Source organism: Leifsonia sp. KNZ12-8B (assembly GCF_056755495.1).
Window position 1 is genome coordinate 1 of record NZ_JBPGXM010000073.1, and the last position, 18804, is coordinate 18804.

The following is an 18804-nucleotide window of genomic DNA, read 5'->3' on the forward strand; positions in this document are numbered from 1 at the left end:
GGGGGGGGGGGCACGTGGCGGGGGGGGGCCGGGGGGCGCGGGGGGGGGGGGCCCCCCCCCCCGCGCACCCGGCCGGTCTGGTTCAGGAACCGGGGACGGAGCCGATCTCCGGCGGAGTCGGGATGTCCGAGTCGGTCACGGTGCCGAGCGTGGTCTTCCACGCCTGGCCCCACTGGCCGCCGTCCTGGATCTTCGTCAGCCACTCGTTGATGAACTTCTTGAAGTCCGAGTCGCCGTGCTGGAGGCCGATGCCGTACGGCTCCTTGGTGAAGGGCTGGCCGACGACCTTGATCTGCTTCTCGCTGGCCGCGTCGCTCGCGAGGAGCGTGTAGTCCTGCACGTAGGCGTCGCCGCGGCCCTGGATGAGCGCCTGCACGGCGGCCGGGTCGGTGGCGAACGCGGTCACCTTGGCGGTCGGGGCGATCTTCGGCACCTCGGTCACGGCCGGCGTGTTCGCGCCGACGATGACCGTCTTGCCGTCGAGGTCCTTCTCGCTCTTGATGTCCTTGTTGTCGCTCTTGACCGCGACCGACAGGCCGGACTCGAAGTACGGGCCGGCGAAGTCGATCTGCGTCGCCCGCTCCTCGGTGATCGTGTACGTGTTGAAGACGACGTCGACCGTGCCGTTCTGCAGCATCGCCTCACGGGTCTCGGACGCCGGCGGGACGATCTCGACCTCGGGCTTGCCGAGGATGTAGATCGCGAGCAGCTTCGCGAGGTCGGCGTCGAAGCCGGTGACCTGGTCGGGGTTCGTCGGGTCCTGCTGCGAGAGCAGCGGGGCGTCGAGCGCCTCGGCGACGATGAGCTTGCCGCGCTTCTTGATCTTCTCCATCGTCGAGCCGGGGATGATGAGGTCCTTGCCGGCCACGGGCGCGTCGGCGAAGACGGCGTCCTTGGTGCTGGAGGCGCTGGGGTCGCTGCCGGGCAGGTCGGCGCTGCCCGAGCAGGCCGTGATGGCCAGCGTCGTGGCCGCGAGCAGGACACCGGCGACGGTGGCCTTCCTGCGGAGGGTGAAGCGGGTCATGGATGAGTCGCTTTCTGTCGGACGGGTAGGGGATGTGGAGCGGGTGGTGCGCGGCGTCCGTGCGGTCAGTGCGACAGCACGGAGGCCAGGAACGACTTCGCCCGTTCGGTGCGGGGCGAGTCGAAGAACTCGGCAGGGGTCGCCTGCTCGACGATCTGGCCGCGGTCCATGAAGACGACGCGGTCGGCGGCGCGGCGGGCGAAGCCCATCTCGTGGGTGACGACGATCATCGTCATCCCCTCCTTGGCGAGGGAGGTCATCACGTCGAGCACCTCGCCGACCATCTCGGGGTCGAGCGCGCTGGTGGGCTCGTCGAAGAGCATCACCTTCGGCTGCATGGCGAGGGCGCGCGCGATGGCGGCGCGCTGCTGCTGACCGCCGGAGAGCTGGGCGGGGTGGCTGTGCGCCTTGTCGGCGATGCCGACCCGGTCGAGCAGCTCCATCGCCTGCTTCTCGGCCTCGGCCTTGCGGACGCCGCGCACCTTGAGCGGCGCCAGCGTCACGTTGTCGAGGATGGTGCGGTGCGCGAAGAGGTTGAACGACTGGAACACCATGCCGACCTCGGCACGCAGCCGGGCGAGCGCGGCGCCCTCCTCGGGGAGCAGCTCGCCATCGACGCGGATCTCGCCGCCGTCGATGGTCTCGAGCCGGTTGATCGAGCGGCACAGCGTCGACTTGCCGGAGCCGGAGGGGCCGACCACCACGACGACCTCGCGAGGGGCGACGTCCAGGTCGATGTCCTTCAGCACGTGCAGGTCGCCGAAGTGCTTGTCGACCGAGCGCAGGCTCACCATGGGCCGGGTTTCGGAGACGGTCATCGGGTTCCTCGCATCGTCGGTGGGGCAGGTTGCGATGAGCGTACTAAGTAACCCGTCTTCATTGCAATATTGGAATTAGTTAATTCGGATTTGGAGGAAGTCGGTACAGTATCCTCACACCAGACGAGAGGACGGCGCCATGACGAGCACCATCGACGCACCGGGCCACGCGGGCCACGCGGGCCACGCTCCGGCGCACGCGGCGTCGACGCCCGGCGGCATCCTCGACCTGGTGCGGTCCGGCCGTGCCCGCTCCCGCGCCGACATCGCGCGCAGCACCGGGCTCTCGCCCTCGACGGTGGCCCAGCGGGTGGACGCGCTCATCGGAGCCGGCTACCTGCGCGAGGCCGGCGCGGGCGTCTCGCAGGGCGGCCGCCGCCCGCGGGCGCTGGAGGTGGATCCGTCCGCCGGCGTCGTGTGCGCCGCCGACCTGGGCTCGCATCACGCCACCTTCGGCCTGTTCGACCTCGGCGGCCGCCTCCTCGCGCTCCGCAACGAGACCATGCGGATCGCGGACGGTCCTGAGCGCATCCTGCAGTGGGTCACGGAGGTCGGCGCCGAGCTCACCGCCGCGCACGCGGCACCCGGCCAGACCCTGCGCGGCTTCGGCATCGGCCTCCCCGGCCCGGTCGACTCCACGAGCGGCCGCATGGTGTCGCCCTCGCGCATGCCCGGCTGGAACGGCGTGGACGTGGCGGCCGAGCTGGCCCGCATCTCCGGCCTCCCCGCCGCCGCCGACAACGACGCCAATCTGATGGCGCTCGGCGAGCTGGTGCAGCTCGGAGAGGCCGGCGAGGATGCGCAGCAGCTCGTGTTCGTGAAGGCCGGCTCCAGCATCGGCTGCGGCGTGATCGCCTTCGGCGGGGTGTACCACGGGCACCACGGCATGGCCGGCGACATCAGCCACGTCACCGTCCCCGGGGCGCCGGACGTGCTCTGCTCCTGCGGGCGGGTCGGCTGCCTCGATGCGGTCGCCGGCGGCGCGGCCATCGTCACGTCCCTCCGCCAGGCCGGGGTCGAGGTCGCCGATACGGGGCACGTGCTGGCCCTCGCCCGCGATGCGCATCCCCGGGCCACGCTCATGCTGCGGGAGGCGGGGCTCCGCACGGGCAGCGTGCTCGCGACCATCATGAACTTCTTCAACCCGCAGCGGCTGGTGCTCGGCGGCATCCTGGGGGAGGCGGAGGCGTTCGTCGCGGGCGTCCGCTCGGCCATCTACTCCGACTGCCTGCCCATGATCACCGACCAGCTCGACATCGCGGTGAGCATCGCGAAGGGCCAGGCCGGGATCCGGGGCGCCGGGCGGCTCATCCTCGACGAGCTGTTCGAGCCGTCGCGCGTCAACCTCGTGGTGCGGTGACGGCCGCCGCCATCGTCGGAGCCGGCCGGATGGGCCGGGCGCACGCCGCCGCCTGGGCCGCCGTCGGCGTGCCCGTCCGGTGGGCGGTCTCGCCGCGGAGCCGGCCGGACCTGCCCGGCACCGCAGGCGCTCCCGGCGCTCCCGGCGCTCCCGGCGCCGCGGTGCCCCGCTGGGCGCGGACTCTGGAGGAGGCGCTCGCCGACCCCGAGGTCGCCATCGTCTCGGTCTGCACCCCGACGCCCTCGCACGTCGAGCTCGCGACCCGGGCGCTGGCGGCCGGCCGGCACGTGCTGCTGGAGAAGCCGATCGCCCTCACCCTCCCCGACGCGGAGGCGCTGGCCGCCGTCGCGGAGCGGTCGCCGGGGATGCTCATGGTGGCGCACGTCGTCCGCTTCTTCCCGGGGTACGCGGCGCTCGCGGAGCGGGTCACCGCCGGGGCGGTCGGCCGGCCGCGAGTGGTCCGCGCCTCCCGGATCACGGCTGCACCGCGCTGGGCCGACTGGCTCGCCGACGAGGAGCGGTCGGGCGGGATGCTCGTCGACTTCGCCATCCACGACGTCGACCAGGCGAACCTCCTGCTCGGCCGGCCGGTGGCCGTGACGAGCGTCGGCGCTCCCGGCGGCGGTTTCGGCGCACCCGTCGCGACCACCATCGAGTACGCGGACGGTGGAGTGGCGCAGCTCACGAGCGCGGCCGACCTGCCGGAGGGCGAGCCGTTCCGCAGCACGCTGGACGTGATCGGCGACGCCGGCACCGACGAGGTGCGGGAGGCCGACGGCGACCCGTTCGCGGAGCAGGCCCGCTACTTCCTCGAGTGCATCGAGACCGGGACCCCGCCCGACCGTGCCCCGGTGGCGGCGGCCGTGGAGGCCCTCCGCGTCTCGCTCGCGGCCCGCGCCTCCCTCCGCACCGGCCGCCGCATCGAGCTCTGACCCGCCCGCCGAGTCGTGACATGAGCTCACTTCTCGCGTCCGGAACCCGCATCTGCTCACGACTCGGCGAGCGCGCCGCGCGTGGGTAGGGTGAACCGCGTGAGTGACAAGTGGTGGCAGTCGGCGGTCGTGTACCAGGTCTACCCGCGCAGCTTCGCGGACAGCGACGGCGACGGCGTCGGCGACCTGCGGGGCATCATCCAGCACCTCGACCATCTGGAGGCGCTGGGCGTCGACGTGGTGTGGCTCTCGCCCATCTACGCCTCGCCGCACGACGACAACGGCTACGACATCAGCGACTACCGCGCGATCGACCCGCTGTTCGGCACCTCCGACGACCTGGACGAGCTGCTCGCTGGCCTGCACGCCCGCGGCATGAAGCTCGTCATGGACCTGGTCGTCAACCACACCTCCGACGAGCACCCGTGGTTCGTCGAGTCCGCCTCCTCTCCCGACAACCCCAAGCGCGACTGGTACTGGTGGCGCCCCGCGCGCGAGGGCAGGCGGCCGGGGGAGCAGGGTGCCGAGCCGAACAACTGGGGCTCGTTCTTCTCCGGGCCCGCCTGGCAGCTCGATCCCGGCACCGGCGAGTACTACCTCCACCTCTTCTCGCGCAAGCAGCCCGACCTCAACTGGGAGAACCCGGAGGTGCGGGAGGCCGTGTACGACATGATGAACTGGTGGCTCGACCGCGGGGTCGACGGCTTCCGGATGGACGTCATCAACTTCATCTCCAAGCGGCCCGGCCTCCCCGACGGCGTTGTCCCGCCCGGCGGTCTGTACGGCGACGCGCACCCGCACATCGCGCAGGGGCCGCGCATCCACGAGTTCCTGCACGAGATGCACGAGCGCGTCTTCGCCGGTCGTGACGACCGCTACCTCACCGTCGGCGAGATGCCCGGCGTCACCATCGACGACGCGGTGCTGTTCACCGACCCCGCGCGGGGGGAGGTCGACATGGTGTTCCAGTTCGAGCACGTCGACCTCGACCACGGTCCCGGCGGCAAGTGGGACCACCGGCCGATCGGCGTCGTCGACCTCAAGCGCAACCTCGCCGCCTGGCAGGAGGGTCTCGCCGAGCGCGGCTGGAACAGCCTGTACTGGAACAACCACGACCAGCCGCGGGTGGTCAGCCGGTTCGGCGACGACGGCGAGCACCGCGTCGCCTCGGCCAAGGCGCTGGGCACCGTCCTGCACCTGATGCGCGGCACACCGTACGTGTACCAGGGCGAGGAGCTCGGGATGGCGAACGTGCCCTTCGACACGATCGACGACTTCCGCGACATCGAGACCCTCAACCATTACGCGCAGGCGGTCGACCTGCTGGGGCAGCCGGCCGAGGAGGTGCTGGTCGCCCTCCGCCGCACGAGCCGCGACAACGCCCGCACGCCGATGCAGTGGACCGACGGCCCGGGGGCCGGCTTCACCACCGGCGAACCGTGGATCGCGCCCAACCCCGACCACCGCACAGTGAACGCGGCCGCGCAGATCGACGACCCGGACTCGGTCTTCGCGCACTATCGCGCCCTCATCGACCTGCGGCACCGCTCCGAGGTCGTGGCGACCGGCGACTTCACCCTCGTGCTGCCCGAGCACGAGCAGGTCTTCGCCTACGCGCGGCGGCTCGGCGACGCCTCCCTCCTGGTCCTGGCGAACCTCACCGGGGAGCCGGTGATCTACGACGTGGAGGCGGTGGCCGAGTGGCAGGACGCCGAGCCGCTGCTCGCCAACCTGCCTGGAGCGGCGCCCTCGCCGACCGGCGTGCTCGCCCCCTGGGAGGCCGTGGTCTACGCCCGCTGAGGCCGCGTGGGCGCATCGGGTGCTTGTGCGAGGGCCGCCGCTGGTGTGTGATGGCGGCCAGAGACGGCGGGAGGCGGCGATGGGCAACTACGTGGCGCGGGCCGAGATCGACGTGCGGGCTCCACGGCGGACGGTGTGGCGAGTGCTGACCAGCAACGGCGCGCATCCCGAGATCATGTTCGGCGCGGAGGTGCGCTCGGACTGGCGGATCGGCTCGCCGATCGTGTGGCGCGGCGAGTGGGAGGGGCGCTCGTTCGAGGATCACGGCCGCGTCATCGACCTGGAGGACCGCGAGGAGCCGTGGCGCATCGTGCTCACCCACTTCAGCCCGCTCAGCGGCCAGCCGGACGAGCCGGACAACTATCACACGCTCCGCTTCGAGCTGGACGAGATCCCCGGCGGCACCCACGTGACCCTCGACCAGGACAACAACCCGTCGCCGGAGGCGGCCCGGCACTCGCGCGACAACTGGGTCCGCATGCTGGAGGGCGTGCGCTCGGTCGCCGAGAGCGACGCGTAGCCGGCCGACGCCAGCCTGTCGACGCCAGCCGACCGACGCTAGCCGGCCGACGCCTCCAGCCGCTCCGCGTCGACGCCCTCGAACGCCTCGCGCTCGAACGCCGACATGAAGACGTCGAAGGCGGCGACGGTCGCGGCGCGTTCGCCGGTGAGCAGGAAGCCGAAGTGGAGGCCGGCCGCGGTGTCCGCGAGCCAGTTCGCGAGGACGCCGGCCCGGCGGGTGTCGATGCCCTGCTTCTTGAGCCACCCCTTCACCAGGTCGCGCCACGCCCTGAACGACGTGGTGACCCTCTGCCCGATGTCGGGGTCGACGGGCTCGAGCGCGCCCGCCTCGAACTGCAGGCGGAGGCCGGTGCGGCTGCCCTCCTGCAGCGAGGCGCGGAACGCCTCCCGGTACCAGTCGCGGAACTGCGCGCGGTCGAACGACGACAGGTCGACGCTCGTGAGCGCCTCGGACTGCTGCCGGACGCCCTCCTCGAGGATGGCGTCGATCATCTCCTGGCGGGAGCCGAAGTGGTACACGAACGAGTAGGTGCTGACGCCGAGCGCACTCGCCAGGCTGCGGAACGTCATGCGCGAGAGCGGCTCGGTCGCGACGTGCTCCATGATGCGAGCCAGGAGCTCCGGCTTGCGATTCGGATCAGGTGTACGGCCCACGTTGCTAACGATAACGGCGAGTGTCGCATTCTCTGCTGGTCAATCCGTGGCCTGAGAACAACTTCAGTGGGCCCCGCCGGAACCCCCGTGGTCAGCCGCGGCCGGGCGGCTTCCCGCCGTTGCCGGGGCCGCCGTTCCCGCCGCCGTTCTGCGCAGGAGGCGCCGGCTGCGCGGGTGCTCCCGGCGCGGGCTTCGGCGCCGCCCGCACCCAAGCCGGCGGCGCCGCCGTACGCGGCGTTGAGCGCGGCGAGGATCGGCTTGGCGATGGCGAACTTCACGTTGCCGCCGCCGATGCCCTGGAAGCTCTGGCTGCGGAGCGCGACAGCACCCTCCACGTTGCCCACCCACGTGGCCTGAGCGACCTTCGTGGTGGAGGTGACCAGCCAGTTCTCGACGGAGTCGTCGGTCGTTCCGGTCTTGCCGAAGATCGGCACGCCGTCGCCGGGGTTGGCCGAGACGGCCGTGCCGCCGCCGCGCAGCACGCCCTGCAACGCGTAGATCGCGGCCGCGGCGACGCCCGGGTCGATCGGGGTCGCCGAGCACTGGGTCTTCGGCACGGGGTGGTTCGCGCCCGCGGAGTCCACGATGCGGTCGATCGCGACCGGGCTGCACGCGACGCCGTTGTTGGCGAGGCCGGCGTACGCGGTCGCCATCGTCAGCGGCGCGATGTAGTTGGTGCCGAGCACGGCCGAGGGGTTCGCCATGAACGGGTTCATCTCCTCGTCGGCGCCGTGCACGAGGAGGTCCTGCGCGCGCTGCTTGATGCCGCAGAGGTCGAGCTGGGTCGCCATCTTGGCGAAGATCGTGTTGATCGACTGGGCCGTCGCCGTCATGACCGACGCGCTGCCGACCGACTCGCCCTCGTCGTTGGAGACGTTCCACGGGGCGCCGCCGATGTCGTTGCACGGGTCGCTCGAGTGGAACAGCGTCTGCGGGAAGGAGTGCTGCGTTCCGCTGACGCTGGCGTTGAGCGAGTGCCCCTCCTGCAGCCATTCGAGCAGGTCGAACACCTTGTACGCCGAACCGGTCTGGAAGCCCTCCGACCCGCCGTAGTTGCTGTCGGTGGTGTAGTTGACCGCGGTGGTGCCCGGAGCGGGCTCGGCCGTGTTGTCATACGGTCTGTTCTGCACCATGGTCACCACCCGGCCGGTGCCCACCTCCACCGACACGTTGGCCGAGCCGAGGTCGAGGTTCGGGTGCGACGGCGGGATGTACGCGCTGACCGCCGCCTGGGCCGCGTTCTGGAGGTCGAGATTGAGCGTCGTGTAGATCTTGAGGCCGCCGCGGGTGAGGTAGCTCTTGCGGGCGTCCTCCGTCTTGCCGAACGCCGGGTCCTGCTCGATGATCCGCTCGACGTAGTCGCAGAAGAACGCGGCGTTGTACTGCTGCGCCGTCATGCAGCCGTTCTGCACCGGCGTGATCTTCGGCTCGACCGGCGTCTTGATCGCCGCGTCGTGCTCCTCCTGGGTGATCTTGCCGTTGATCAGCATCCGGTCGAGCACGTAGTTGCGGCGGTTCAGGGTCTCCTGGTACTTGTTCGCCGCGCCGTTCTCCTTGTCGCCCGGGCGGTCGATGCGGAGGTTGTCCGGGTTGTTGAGGATGGCGATCAGCGTCGCCGCCTGCTGGAGGTTGACGTCCTTCGCCGAGACGCCGAAGTAGTAGGAGGCGGCCGACTGCACGCCGTAGACGCGTCCGCCGAACAGCGCGATGTTGAGGTAGCTCTGCAGGATGTCGTTCTTCGAGTACGCCTTCTCGAGGCCGATCGCGTACCGCATCTCCTTGAGCTTGCGCACCGGGTCGACCTCGGTGGCGTCCTCGTAGCACTTCTCGTAGGCGTCCTGCTGCTTCTTGCGCACGTCGTCGGACGCGCTCGGGTCCGGCTGCTTGCTCTCGCAGCGCTGCACCAGGATGTTCTTCACGTACTGCTGGGTGATCGACGAGCCGCCCTGCACCGACTTGTGGAGCGCGGTCAGAACGGCGCCGCGGAGCGTGCCGGTGACGTCGATGCCGCCGTGCTCGTAGAAGCGCGGGTCCTCGGTGGCGATGGCCGCGTCCTTGAGGTTCTGCGAGATCGAGTCCCAGCCGACCTCGACGCGGTTCTGGGAGTAGAAGCTCGCGATCGGCACGTCGTGGCCGTTGGACTTCGCGTACATGGTCGAGGCCTGCGCGAGCGGCTCGACCTTGACGTACTCGGGCAGGCCGTCGAACACGCTGATGGTGTTGTCGGCGGCAGATCCGGTGAGCGCGACCGCGGGCGTGACGGCCGCCGCCGCGAGCAGTCCTGCGATGCCGCTGAGGGCCACGAAGCCCACCAGGGCGGGGGCCCATCCCCATCTCCAGCGACGTCTCGGCTCGGTCCGGCTCATGGCGTCATGATACGCGGAGGAGGTGACACCCCCCGGAGGGGTCACTCAGGATGTCGCTCAGGATGCGCCGCGCAGCTTGTCGCACAGGGCGGCCAGCTGCTCGAGCTCGTCGGCGTCGAGGCGGCCGCCGACCCGGTCGGTGATCGTCTTCATGTGGTCGACCGCGACCCGGCGGAACATGTCGAACCCGGTGTCGGTGAGGCGGATGACCGTGCCGCGCGCGTCGTTGGGCTCGGGGCACTTGGCGACCAGGCCGCGCGCGACGAGCCGGTCGACCAGACGGCTGACGCTCGGCTGCGTGAGCAGTACGTGCTTGTTCAGGTCGCGCAGCCGCAGGGAGCGGTCGGGCTGCCGCGAGAGGTTGAACAGGACGTCGTACTCGTTGAACGAGATGTCCCGTGTCGGGAACTCCGCCGCGAGCGTGCGCATGACGGCGACCTGCGCCCGGAAGAGCGACTCCCAGGCCGTCACGGCGTTCACGCGATTCCGGGCCGGCGCCGCCGTGCCTTCGCTGCCCATCCCCAGTGCCTCCTGATGCTCGAACGCGTGTCAATGCATTCGCATCTTCCCATCATGCGCCGACACGCTCATCCGTGCCACCACGGGATGACGCCGCGTGAAAGGGGCGGGGGAGAGGACTCGAGAGGGAGGGCCCGGAGACAGATCGAGGGCCGACCGCAGAGGCTAGCGGCCGGCCCTCTCCCTTGCACCAAGAGTGTCCTGCAATCACATTCCGCGATGGTCGCCACAGCAAACGACCACTGCCCTTGAACTATATAACGGAAGGGTAACGGTGCCTAGTTATCAAGTCGTTATTTTTCCTGCGAGTTCGCTTTGCGAGGCTGAGGGGGGTCGCAGACGGAGTCCCGCGGCCGCGGCTCCCAATATAAATACTACTTTTGACCTCCGACAACGCCCGGGAATCCTTGAGTTGAACGTAAAAATATGATCTAATCGCATCACTGCAGGCCGTCTGCAGCGCCGATGAGACCGATGACGCTCGACCCGGGGTGACGAGATGTACGCAGCACGTAGCGACAGCGGGGCAGTGCAGCCTGCGCGCGCCGCGACGATGCCGCATCGCCGACCCGATGCCCGGCGCTCGGACGCCGTCGCGGCGCTACCCGGCCGCCGGCGAGAGGTCGCAGCCCGGCGACCTCCGCGCGAGCGAGAGGACACAGCATGCGAAAACTGAGGACGGCGGCCGCACTGGTGGCTGCTGCGGCACTCCTGGCCGGGGCGAGTGCGTGCTCGTCGAGCGGCACCGACCCGAACGCGAAGCAGGAGCTCCTGATCTGGGACACCGGCCTTCTGGCCGCCACCAACGAGGACGGCAGTCCGAAGGACGAGTCGTTCCTGCACCAGGCGGCGAAGAACTTCCAGAAGGAGCACAAGAACATCACGGTCAAGATCGTGGAGCAGGGCGGCGACATCAGCGCCAACGCGGCCCAGTTCAAGGCGGCCTCGATCGCGGGCAACGGGCCCGACATCCACATCCAGTACACCGGCGGGCCGACGCTGGCCTTCTCCAAGTACCTGGAGGACCTCGACGGCGTGCTCGACGAGTCGACGCTCGCGAACTTCACGGGCCTGAACACCGTCCGCAAGGACTTCGAGAAGGACGGCAAGCTCCTCGCGCTCCCCTACGGCGCCGGCACCTACTTCACCGTCTGGTACAACAAGAAGCTCCTCGCCGACGCCGGCATGACCGACCCGGTGCCCACCACCTGGGAGGACATGATCGCCAAGGGCGAGCAGTACCAGCAGAAGACGGGCAAGCCCGCGTTCCACGTGGCGAACCTCGAGGGCTACGTCGGCGCGTGGGTCGTCGCGGCGCTCGCCGCCGGTGAGGGCGGTGCGAACACGTTCACCGACATGTACACCGGGAAGAGCAAGATCGACGGCAGCGCGATGACGAAGGCGTACCAGGCGTGGGCCGACTTCAACAAGCCGACCCTCGTGAACGGCGACGCCGGCGAGCTCTCCAACGGCGACGCCGACACCGGCTTCCTGAGCGGCCAGGCGCCCTACTACTTCTCCGGGACGTGGGGCGATGCGGGCATGAACGAGGCGTTCGGCGACGGGGTCGGCTGGTTCTTCATCCCGATGATGGAGGGCGCCGAGCACCCGGACATCGCCGCGGGCGGCCCGCAGGTCGCCGTCTCGATCACCGACTACGCCAAGCACAAGGACGCCGCCAAGGAGTTCGTGAAGTACCTGGCCGAGCCCGAGGTGCAGGACCTCTATGTGAAGCTCAACCAGAAAGAGGGCTCCAGCAACAAGAAGGGCGACTCCAGCGTCATCGACAACCCGCTGCTGAAGGAGCAGACGGAGGCGCTCAAGGACGCGACCGTCGTCTTCCCGTTCGACAACGTGATGCCGCAGTCGGTGATCGACCTCTACTACCGGCTCGACGCCTCCACCTTCCTCGGCACCACCGCGCCGAAGGATGCGGTGAAGCAGCTGCAGTCGGCCCTCGACGCGGAGCAGGGATGACCTCCACCGCGCAAGCGACCACCCGGGCGGCGGTGGAGGAGGCGCAGATCGCGGCCTCCACCGCCCCCGGGCCGCGGCGGCCGGCGGCATGGCGGCGGCGCGAGCGCCGCATCGGCCTCGCCGCCGTCGCCCCGGCGTTCCTGATCGTCGTCGGGTTCATGATCTACCCCGTGCTGTTCGCCTTCTACATCTCGTTCACGAAGACGGACGGCGAGGACTTCGACTGGGTCTGGCTGAACAACTACGTCAACATCCTGAGCGACCCGCTCGTGCACCAGGTCTTCTTCAACAACCTGAAGTTCCTGATCTCGGTGCCGCTCGTGGTGTTCTTCTCGGTGATCGTGTCGGTGCTGCTGTTCGAGAAGATCCGCGGCTGGCGGTTCTTCCGGTTCGTCTACTTCCTGCCGAACGTGCTCTCGATCGTCGTGGTCGGCGTCATGTTCAAGCAGATCTTCGGCTACAACGGCGCAGTCAACAGCGTGATCGCAGCCCTCGGCGGCGAGCGGGTCACCTTCTTCACCGACGGGAACCTGGCGATCTGGGTGATCATCACCGCGCTGGTCTGGTCGGGCTTCGGCTATCAGTCGCTGCTCATCCTGAGCGGCCTGTCGGCGATCGACTCGGCGGTGTTCGAGGCGGCGGCGCTCGACGGCGCCGGCTGGTGGCGGAGGCTGTTCTCGATCACGCTGCCGAACATCCGCCGCGAGCTGGGCTTCGTCTTCATCATCAACGTGCTGTACACGTTCACGTCGCTCTTCGGCTTCGTCTTCGTCATGACGGCGGGCGGCCCCGGCTACGACACCACCACCATCGACTACCTGGTGTATCTGAAGGCCTTCGGCAGCGAGAACCTCGGGCCCGGCGCCGCGCTCGCGGTGCTGCTGTTCCTGTTCATCGGCGTGCTGACGATCGTGCAGAACAGGGTCTTCCGGATCCAGGACGCGGACTGAAACAGGAGACCATGACCAGCGCCACCCTCAGCAAGCCCGCCCGCATCCCGGTCTTCATCGGCCTGGCGATCCTGGCGGCGTCGATCATCTTCCCCGTCTACTTCCTGGTCGTCGCGGCTTTCCGCCCGCGCATCGACTATCTGCGCAACCCGCTCGGCTGGCCGACCGAGTGGACGCTCGACAACATCGTGCGGGTGTGGAACGGCTACGGCGCGGGGCCGGCGTTCCTCCGCAGCTTCCTGGTCGTCAGCGCCGCGCTGGTCGTGGTGCTGGTGTTCGCGACGCTCGCCGGATACGCCCTGGCGAAGCTGAACCCCTACGGCGCGAAGATCATCACGAGCTCGTTCGTGTCGGTGATGCTCGTGCCGAGCCAGGTGCTCATCCTGCCGATCTACCTGATGCTCTCTGCGCTCGGGCTGATCGGGAACTACGCGAGCATCATCCTGCTGTACGTCGCCACCAGCCTGCCGTTCGCCGTGTTCTTCCTCACGCTGGCGTTCCGGGCGCTCGGCGACGAGGTGCTCGACGCGGCCAGGGTCGACGGCGCCGGGTTCTTCCGCACACTGTTCCGCGTCGCCGTGCCGATGGCCAAGCCGAGCCTGGCGACGCTGGCGGTGCTGCAGTTCCTCGGGATGTGGAACGAGCTGCTGTACGCGCTCATCCTGCTGCCCGACGACACGAAGCGCCTGCTCACCCCGGCGCTGTCGATGATCGGGACCAAGCTGCAGAACGACCAGCCGCTGGTGTCCTCCGGCCTGCTGATCGCCGCCTCCGTCCCCCTGCTGCTGCTCGCCTTCACCTCGCGCTACGTCGTGGAGGGCGTCTCGATCGGGTCGACCAAGTGACGGGCGCCGTGCTCGCCGTCGACGACGACGGCCTCCTCACGCTGACCGTCGACGGGGAGCCCGTGCTGCGGCCCTCCGCGCTGCTCCGGTTGGATGTCGACCGGCGTCGCCGCGACCGTGTGGCCGACCCCGTGGTCGAGACCGGCGCCGACGGCTCGGTCGACGTCCACGGCGATGTGGAGGGCACCTCCCTCCGCGCGCACTGGCGGGCCACCCGCCTCGCCGGGCACGACGTGTGGGAGCTGGCGCTGCACCTGACCAACGCGGGCGACGAGGACGCGGTGCTGGCGAGGCTCGACCCGCTCTCCGCCGGGCTGGCGGGCGAGGGGTGGGAGGCGCTCGCCTTCCGCTCCGCCTGGGGCGACGAGTTCCGGCCCGAGGTGCACGACGCGGGCGGCGACCTCTTCTTCGAGTCGCGGGCCGGGCGCTCGTCGCACGGCTACGCGCCCTGGGTCGGATTCGAGCGGTCGGCGGGAGGCGCGGCGGCGGATCCTGCGGCCGGGCTCGTGGTCGCGCCCGCCTGGAGCGGCAACTGGCACGTCGATCTGACCGAGGGACGCACGCTGTCGGCGGGCATCTCGGACTGGCTGTTCGAGACGGTGCTGCGGCCGGGGGAGCAGGTGGTGGCGCCCTCCGTGGTCCTCGCCGTCGGAGCCGACCGCGACGCCGCCGCCGTCGCCCTGACCACGGCGGTGGGCGACGGCTGGACGCCGCGCTCCGCAGCCTCCGACCGCCTCGACGTCGAGTGGAACCACTGGTGGCCCTACGAGGACGTCGAGGTCGACGAGGGCGTCATCGCGGCGAACGCCGACCGCGCGACCCCGCTCGGCATCCGCCAGGTGACGGTCGACGCCGGCTGGTTCGGCCCCGCGGAGGCCGACCTGTCGTGGACCCGCGTGCGCGGCGACTGGGATCGCGTCAACACCGCCCGCTTCCCCTCCGGGATCGCCGCGCTCGGCGACCGCATCCGCGCAGCCGGCGCGCGCCCCGGTATCTGGATGGAGGGCGAGGCGGTGGGCCGCGACGCGCAGGTCCGCCGCGACCGGCCCGAGATCCTGGCGCTCGCCGTGGGCGGCAGGCGCCCCGACCGCTCCTACCGCGCCGACACGGTGTCGCTGGACGAGGACGACCCCGCCTTCCTCGGCTACGTCTGCTGCGGGTCGGAGGCCGGGCGGCGATTCGTCGCCGACAGCCTCCACCGGGTCGTCACCGAGATGGGCGCCGAGTGGGTCAAGCTCGACTTCAACGTCGACCCCGACGCAGGGTGCACGCGCACCGACCACGGGCACGGCGCGGGCGACGGGCTCCTCCGCCACTACGAGGGCCTCTATGCGGTGCTCGACGAGTTCCGGGAGCGGCACCCGGAGGTGGTGCTCGAGGCCTGCTCGTCGGGCGGGCTCCGGCTCGACCTCGGTCTGGCGCGGCACGTCCACACGCTCTTCCTCTCCGACCCCGACTACACCGAGCACGCGCTGCAGGTGCTGTGGGGTGCCGGGATGCTGCTGCCGCCGGCCTCCCTCCTCCACTGGTCGTGGTCGCAGTGGCGCGGGGACTACCCGCCGTCGCGGCTCGACTTCACGACGCTGACCGAGGGGGAGTTCGCGACGACCCTGCGCGCGGCGATGCTGCACCGCTTCGGCGTCTCGCTGCGGCTCCCCGAGCTGCGACCGGAGCTGAGCGCCGTGCTGGCGGACCACGTACGCGTCTACACGGACGTGCTCGCGCCGATCCTGCGCGACGGCGTGCTGCGCCGGCTGACCGGGCAGCCGCTGCGCGGGGGCCGCGGCGAGCGGATGCCCGCGTTCCAGCTGAGCGCGGCCGACGGGTCTCGGCACGCGGTCGCGGCCTTCCGGCTCAGTGGTGCGGGAGGCGCGGGAGACTCCGGCGGCGCGGACGCGGAGCAGCGCGTCCGCCTTCGCGGCCTGGATGCGGACGCCGACTACCGGGTGTCCGACCCCTTCGGCGATGCCGAGCCGGCCGTCCGGAGCGGGGCGGAGCTGCTGCGTGAGGGACTGGCGGCGCCGGCCGTCGCGCGAGGGATGTCGTCGCGGCTGCTGCTGGTGGACCGCCTCGTCACCTGACGCGGCTTCGAGCCGCCGGGCGGGCGCCGGCGGGCCGCGGGTGTGAGCGCGGCCGGGTCAGCGTCCGTCCGGCCGGTCCTCCGGGGCACCGAGCGCGTCGATGAGCGCGGCCTTGCCGTCGAGCACGACGTCGAGCATCCGCTCGGTCGCGTCGGCCGGGTCGCCGCGCCGGATGGCGGTGAGCACGGCCTGGTGGGCGGCAGCGTCGCGGGCGAGGTCGGGCGCGGCGTCGTGCGCGCGCTGCTGCAGCTCGAAGCTCAGCCGCATCGACTCGGCGACGAGCTGGCCGAAGCGCTGCATCAGCTCGTTGTGGCTGGCGGCGTACACCGCCATGTGGAAGCGCACATCGCTCGCGGCGTACTCGCCGGCCCGCTCCACCGCACCGGTCATGTCGGCGTGGGCGCGCTCCAGGTCGCGCAGGTCGGTCACCGTCGCGCGCACCGCGGCGAGCTTGGCCGCGGCCGGCTCGAGGATCTGCCGCAGCTCGACGAGGTCGCGCATCACGTCGGCGCCGCGGCCCTGGGCGTAGTTCCAGAGCAGGAGGTCGCTGTCGAAGGCGCTCCACAGCTCGCGCGGGCGCACGCGGGTGCCGACCCGCTGCCGCGTCTCGACCAGCCCCTTCGCGGCGAGCACCTTCATCGCCTCCCGGACGGAGGTGCGGCTCACACCGAACTCGGCGATCAGCTCCGACTCCTTCGGCAGCACGTCGCCGGGGCGGTACCGTCCGCCGACGATCGCCTGCCCGATCGCGTCGATCACGCGCCCCTGCTGACCGCGGATGTTGTAGCCCGGTCCCGCCTCGGCGGCCGAGCGCGCGGGCGTGTCCGTGCGCGCGGGCGTGTCGGTGCGCGCGGGCGTGTCGGTGCGCGCGGGCGTGTCCGTCGCGGTGTCGATGGGCGGTTCGGCGGTCATTCCGCGACCGAGCCTACTGCCGCCGGCGCGGTGAGGGGCCGCCCGCTGGCGAAGACCGGCGCGCCGTCGACGAGCAGCTCGACCTCGCGCAGGTAGGGGCGAAGCGCGCCGAGGTCGACGTCGATCCCGAGCCCCGGCGCATCCGGGGCGCCCACGCAGCCGTCGGCGTCCAGCGGCAGGCCTCCGCGCGTGATGGCCGTCGCCACCGGCCGGGGCGCCGCCGGGTACTCGCAGATGCGGTCCTCGGCGAGCCCGGCGAACGGCTGGAGGGAGGCGCTGAGCGCGAGCTGCGAGGTGAAGGTGTGGTTCACGAACGTGACGCGGTGCGCCGCCGCGTAGTCGGCGACCAGCTTGGCCGGACCGATGCCGCCGATCCGGCCGGTGTCGATCTGCACGAAGCGGACGCCGCCGAAGTCGATGAGGTTGAGCGCCATCCGCGCGGTGTGCGCGCCCTCGCCCCCGGCGATGCCGACGCTGCCGCCGCGCTGCGCAAGGGCGCTGTACGCACCGAACGATTCGGCGAGGAACGGCTCCTCCAGCCAGCGCACACCGACCTCCTGCAGGGCGGGGAGCCGGGCGGCGGCGGCCTCGACGTCCTCCACCCAGATCTGCCCGGCGTCCACCAGCAGCTCGATGTCGGGGCCGAGGCCCTCCCTGGCCGCGTGCAGCTGATCGCGGTCCGCCTCCGGGGTGCCATCGCCGAAGCCCGCCCAGCCGAACTTGACGGCTCGGAAGCCGCGGGCCACGACCTCCCGCCCCCGCCGGACGGTCTCGTCGGGTGTCGCACCGAACAGCAGAGAGGCGTACGGCGTCTTGGGGTGCGACCGCTGGTAGCCGAGCAGCCGCCACACCGGTTCCTCGCGCACCCGGCCGAGCAGATCCCACAGCGCGATCTCGACGCCGGAGAAGGTGTGCGGCGCCTGCAGCAGGTCCATGCTCTGCCGCTCGACCAGTGCGGCGATGCGGCGGATGTCGTCCGGCCCGTCGAGCCGCTGGCCCAGCACCGAGTCGGCCACCGGTCTGCACACGCCGTGCGAGGCGGGCGCGACGAAGGCGGCGATGGAGGTCAGCGGAGACGCCTCGCACTCGCCCCAGCCCTCCGCGTCGCCGGCGCGCACGCGGACGAGCAGCGCGTCCTGGCTGCCGTCGGCGTCGTCGGTGATCTCGGGCATGGCGGCGTAGAAGAAGTCGACGGACTCGATTCTCATGAGCGGGTGGTCTCCTCGTCGTCGAGGCGGAACGCCCGGACCGAGTGCCGGACGGTGAGGGGATGCGCCGGGTCGAGCTCCACCGCGGTGCGGACGCCCCGGTCGGCCAGCGGGTTCGCGGCGGCGGAGACCGCGCCGGGGAGGTCGAAGGCCGCCGCCACCGGCTCGACGCCGAGGCCGCGGTACCGGCCGCTCCACGGCGGGGCGTCGATGCCGCGGTCGGAGAGCCAGAGCAGCGCGTTCGGGAGCAGGCCGCGATCCCAGTCGAGCTCGACGCCGGAGCCGGTGGAGCGGTCGAGGAGGCGGATCGGCGCGCTCACCCCGGTCAGCAGCACGACCTCCTCACGCGGGCCTCCGGACGGCAGGCGGTCGAGCCTCCACTCGCCGAGGTCGGTGGTCTCGGCGCCGCGAGGGAGGAGCGAGCGGCCGGGTTCGATCACCGCCGGGTAGGCGAAGGCCGTGGCGAAAGCCGCGTCGATCGCCAGCGCGCCCTGGGTCTCCGGCAGGGCGAAGATCGGGTGCAGGCCGAGCGGCACGCGGGCCGCCCGGCGCGCGTGGATCACGTGTTCGAACCGCAGCTCCGGGGCACCGGGCGCGCCGCTGATCCGGCGTTCGACGCGGTCGATAGCGGAGGAGGCGGGAAAGCCGAGGGCGAAGGCGGCGGTGCCGTCCGGCGCTGCGACGACCTCCCAGTCCGCCTCGGCCGCGTGGCCGTGGGGCGGTCCGTCGAGCGGGATGCCGGCCCAGCGCCTCCACTCGTCGACCGCGTCGCGCGGCACCGCGGCCGAGCCGAACGGCAGCCCCAGGAAGTCGCCGCCGAGCACGCGCAGGTGGCC

At 71.2% G+C, this 18804-nt stretch carries 16 protein-coding genes; 8 read left to right on the forward strand and 8 right to left on the reverse strand.

Annotation, left to right across the window (positions count from 1 at the left end):
- Positions 1-82 precede the first annotated feature (82 nt).
- Positions 83-1024: a glutamate ABC transporter substrate-binding protein gene (locus ACR9ZG_RS11725; RefSeq protein WP_481285016.1), complete on the reverse strand. Its 942-nt coding sequence runs from the start codon at positions 1022-1024 to the stop codon at positions 83-85.
- 65 nt (positions 1025-1089) lie between these two features.
- On the reverse strand, positions 1090-1842 hold the full coding sequence (locus ACR9ZG_RS11730; RefSeq protein ID WP_481285017.1) for an amino acid ABC transporter ATP-binding protein: 753 nt from the start codon (positions 1840-1842) through the stop codon (positions 1090-1092).
- Between the two features lie 139 nt (positions 1843-1981).
- Between ACR9ZG_RS11730 and ACR9ZG_RS11735 the strand changes: the two genes are divergently transcribed.
- From ACR9ZG_RS11735 to ACR9ZG_RS11750, 4 genes are all read left to right on the forward strand, one after another.
- Positions 1982-3202, forward strand: coding sequence for an ROK family protein (locus tag ACR9ZG_RS11735; protein WP_481285018.1), 1221 nt, complete (start codon positions 1982-1984; stop codon positions 3200-3202).
- On the forward strand, positions 3199-4134 hold the full coding sequence (locus ACR9ZG_RS11740; RefSeq protein WP_481285019.1) for a Gfo/Idh/MocA family protein: 936 nt from the start codon (positions 3199-3201) through the stop codon (positions 4132-4134). Before ACR9ZG_RS11735 ends, ACR9ZG_RS11740 begins: the two co-directional genes overlap by 4 nt.
- A 99-nt stretch (positions 4135-4233) precedes the next feature.
- Entirely contained in the window at positions 4234-5934 is a 1701-nt protein-coding gene (locus ACR9ZG_RS11745; RefSeq protein ID WP_481285020.1) for an alpha-glucosidase, read from the forward strand.
- A gap of 79 nt (positions 5935-6013) precedes the next feature.
- The gene (locus ACR9ZG_RS11750) at positions 6014-6454 is read left to right on the forward strand and encodes an SRPBCC family protein (RefSeq protein WP_481285021.1); all 441 of its coding nucleotides are present in this window, start codon (positions 6014-6016) and stop codon (positions 6452-6454) included.
- A 38-nt stretch (positions 6455-6492) separates the two neighbouring features.
- On the opposite strand, the gene ACR9ZG_RS11755 is transcribed toward ACR9ZG_RS11750, so the two are convergent.
- From ACR9ZG_RS11755 to ACR9ZG_RS11765, 3 genes are read right to left on the reverse strand one after another with little or no spacing between them, the layout of a single operon-like run.
- The gene (locus tag ACR9ZG_RS11755; protein ID WP_481285022.1) at positions 6493-7059 is read right to left on the reverse strand and encodes a TetR/AcrR family transcriptional regulator; all 567 of its coding nucleotides are present in this window, start codon (positions 7057-7059) and stop codon (positions 6493-6495) included.
- Positions 7023-9476: a transglycosylase domain-containing protein gene (locus ACR9ZG_RS11760; protein WP_481285023.1), complete on the reverse strand. Its 2454-nt coding sequence runs from the start codon at positions 9474-9476 to the stop codon at positions 7023-7025. Before ACR9ZG_RS11760 ends, ACR9ZG_RS11755 begins: the two co-directional genes overlap by 37 nt.
- A 57-nt stretch (positions 9477-9533) precedes the next feature.
- A complete protein-coding gene (locus tag ACR9ZG_RS11765; protein ID WP_481285024.1) occupies positions 9534-9995 on the reverse strand; it encodes a MarR family winged helix-turn-helix transcriptional regulator in 462 nt (153 codons plus the stop codon).
- A gap of 663 nt (positions 9996-10658) precedes the next feature.
- Here ACR9ZG_RS11765 and ACR9ZG_RS11770 point away from each other — a divergent pair.
- Genes ACR9ZG_RS11770 through ACR9ZG_RS11785 form a run of 4 tightly spaced genes read left to right on the forward strand, consistent with a single transcriptional unit; the run spans position 10659 to position 15848 of the window.
- On the forward strand, positions 10659-11972 hold the full coding sequence (locus ACR9ZG_RS11770; protein WP_481285025.1) for an ABC transporter substrate-binding protein: 1314 nt from the start codon (positions 10659-10661) through the stop codon (positions 11970-11972).
- The gene (locus ACR9ZG_RS11775; RefSeq protein ID WP_481285026.1) at positions 11969-12922 is read left to right on the forward strand and encodes a carbohydrate ABC transporter permease; all 954 of its coding nucleotides are present in this window, start codon (positions 11969-11971) and stop codon (positions 12920-12922) included. The genes ACR9ZG_RS11770 and ACR9ZG_RS11775 overlap by 4 nt, the downstream gene beginning before the upstream one ends.
- A gap of 11 nt (positions 12923-12933) precedes the next feature.
- Positions 12934-13767, forward strand: coding sequence for a carbohydrate ABC transporter permease (locus ACR9ZG_RS11780; protein WP_481285027.1), 834 nt, complete (start codon positions 12934-12936; stop codon positions 13765-13767).
- Positions 13764-15848 (forward strand): alpha-galactosidase, encoded by a 2085-nt coding sequence (locus ACR9ZG_RS11785; RefSeq protein WP_481285028.1) that lies wholly within the window; start codon positions 13764-13766, stop codon positions 15846-15848. The genes ACR9ZG_RS11780 and ACR9ZG_RS11785 overlap by 4 nt, the downstream gene beginning before the upstream one ends.
- A 57-nt stretch (positions 15849-15905) precedes the next feature.
- Here the strand turns inward: ACR9ZG_RS11785 and ACR9ZG_RS11790 are convergent, their stop codons facing one another.
- The 3 genes from ACR9ZG_RS11790 to ACR9ZG_RS11800 all read right to left on the reverse strand — a co-directional run.
- A complete protein-coding gene (locus tag ACR9ZG_RS11790) occupies positions 15906-16760 on the reverse strand; it encodes a FadR/GntR family transcriptional regulator (RefSeq protein ID WP_481285029.1) in 855 nt (284 codons plus the stop codon).
- Positions 16757-17968 (reverse strand): mandelate racemase/muconate lactonizing enzyme family protein, encoded by a 1212-nt coding sequence (locus ACR9ZG_RS11795; RefSeq protein WP_481285030.1) that lies wholly within the window; start codon positions 17966-17968, stop codon positions 16757-16759. The genes ACR9ZG_RS11790 and ACR9ZG_RS11795 overlap by 4 nt, the downstream gene beginning before the upstream one ends.
- On the reverse strand, positions 17965-18804 hold an 840-nt coding region (locus ACR9ZG_RS11800; RefSeq protein WP_481285031.1), incomplete at its 5' end, for a hypothetical protein. The genes ACR9ZG_RS11795 and ACR9ZG_RS11800, both read right to left, overlap by 4 nt.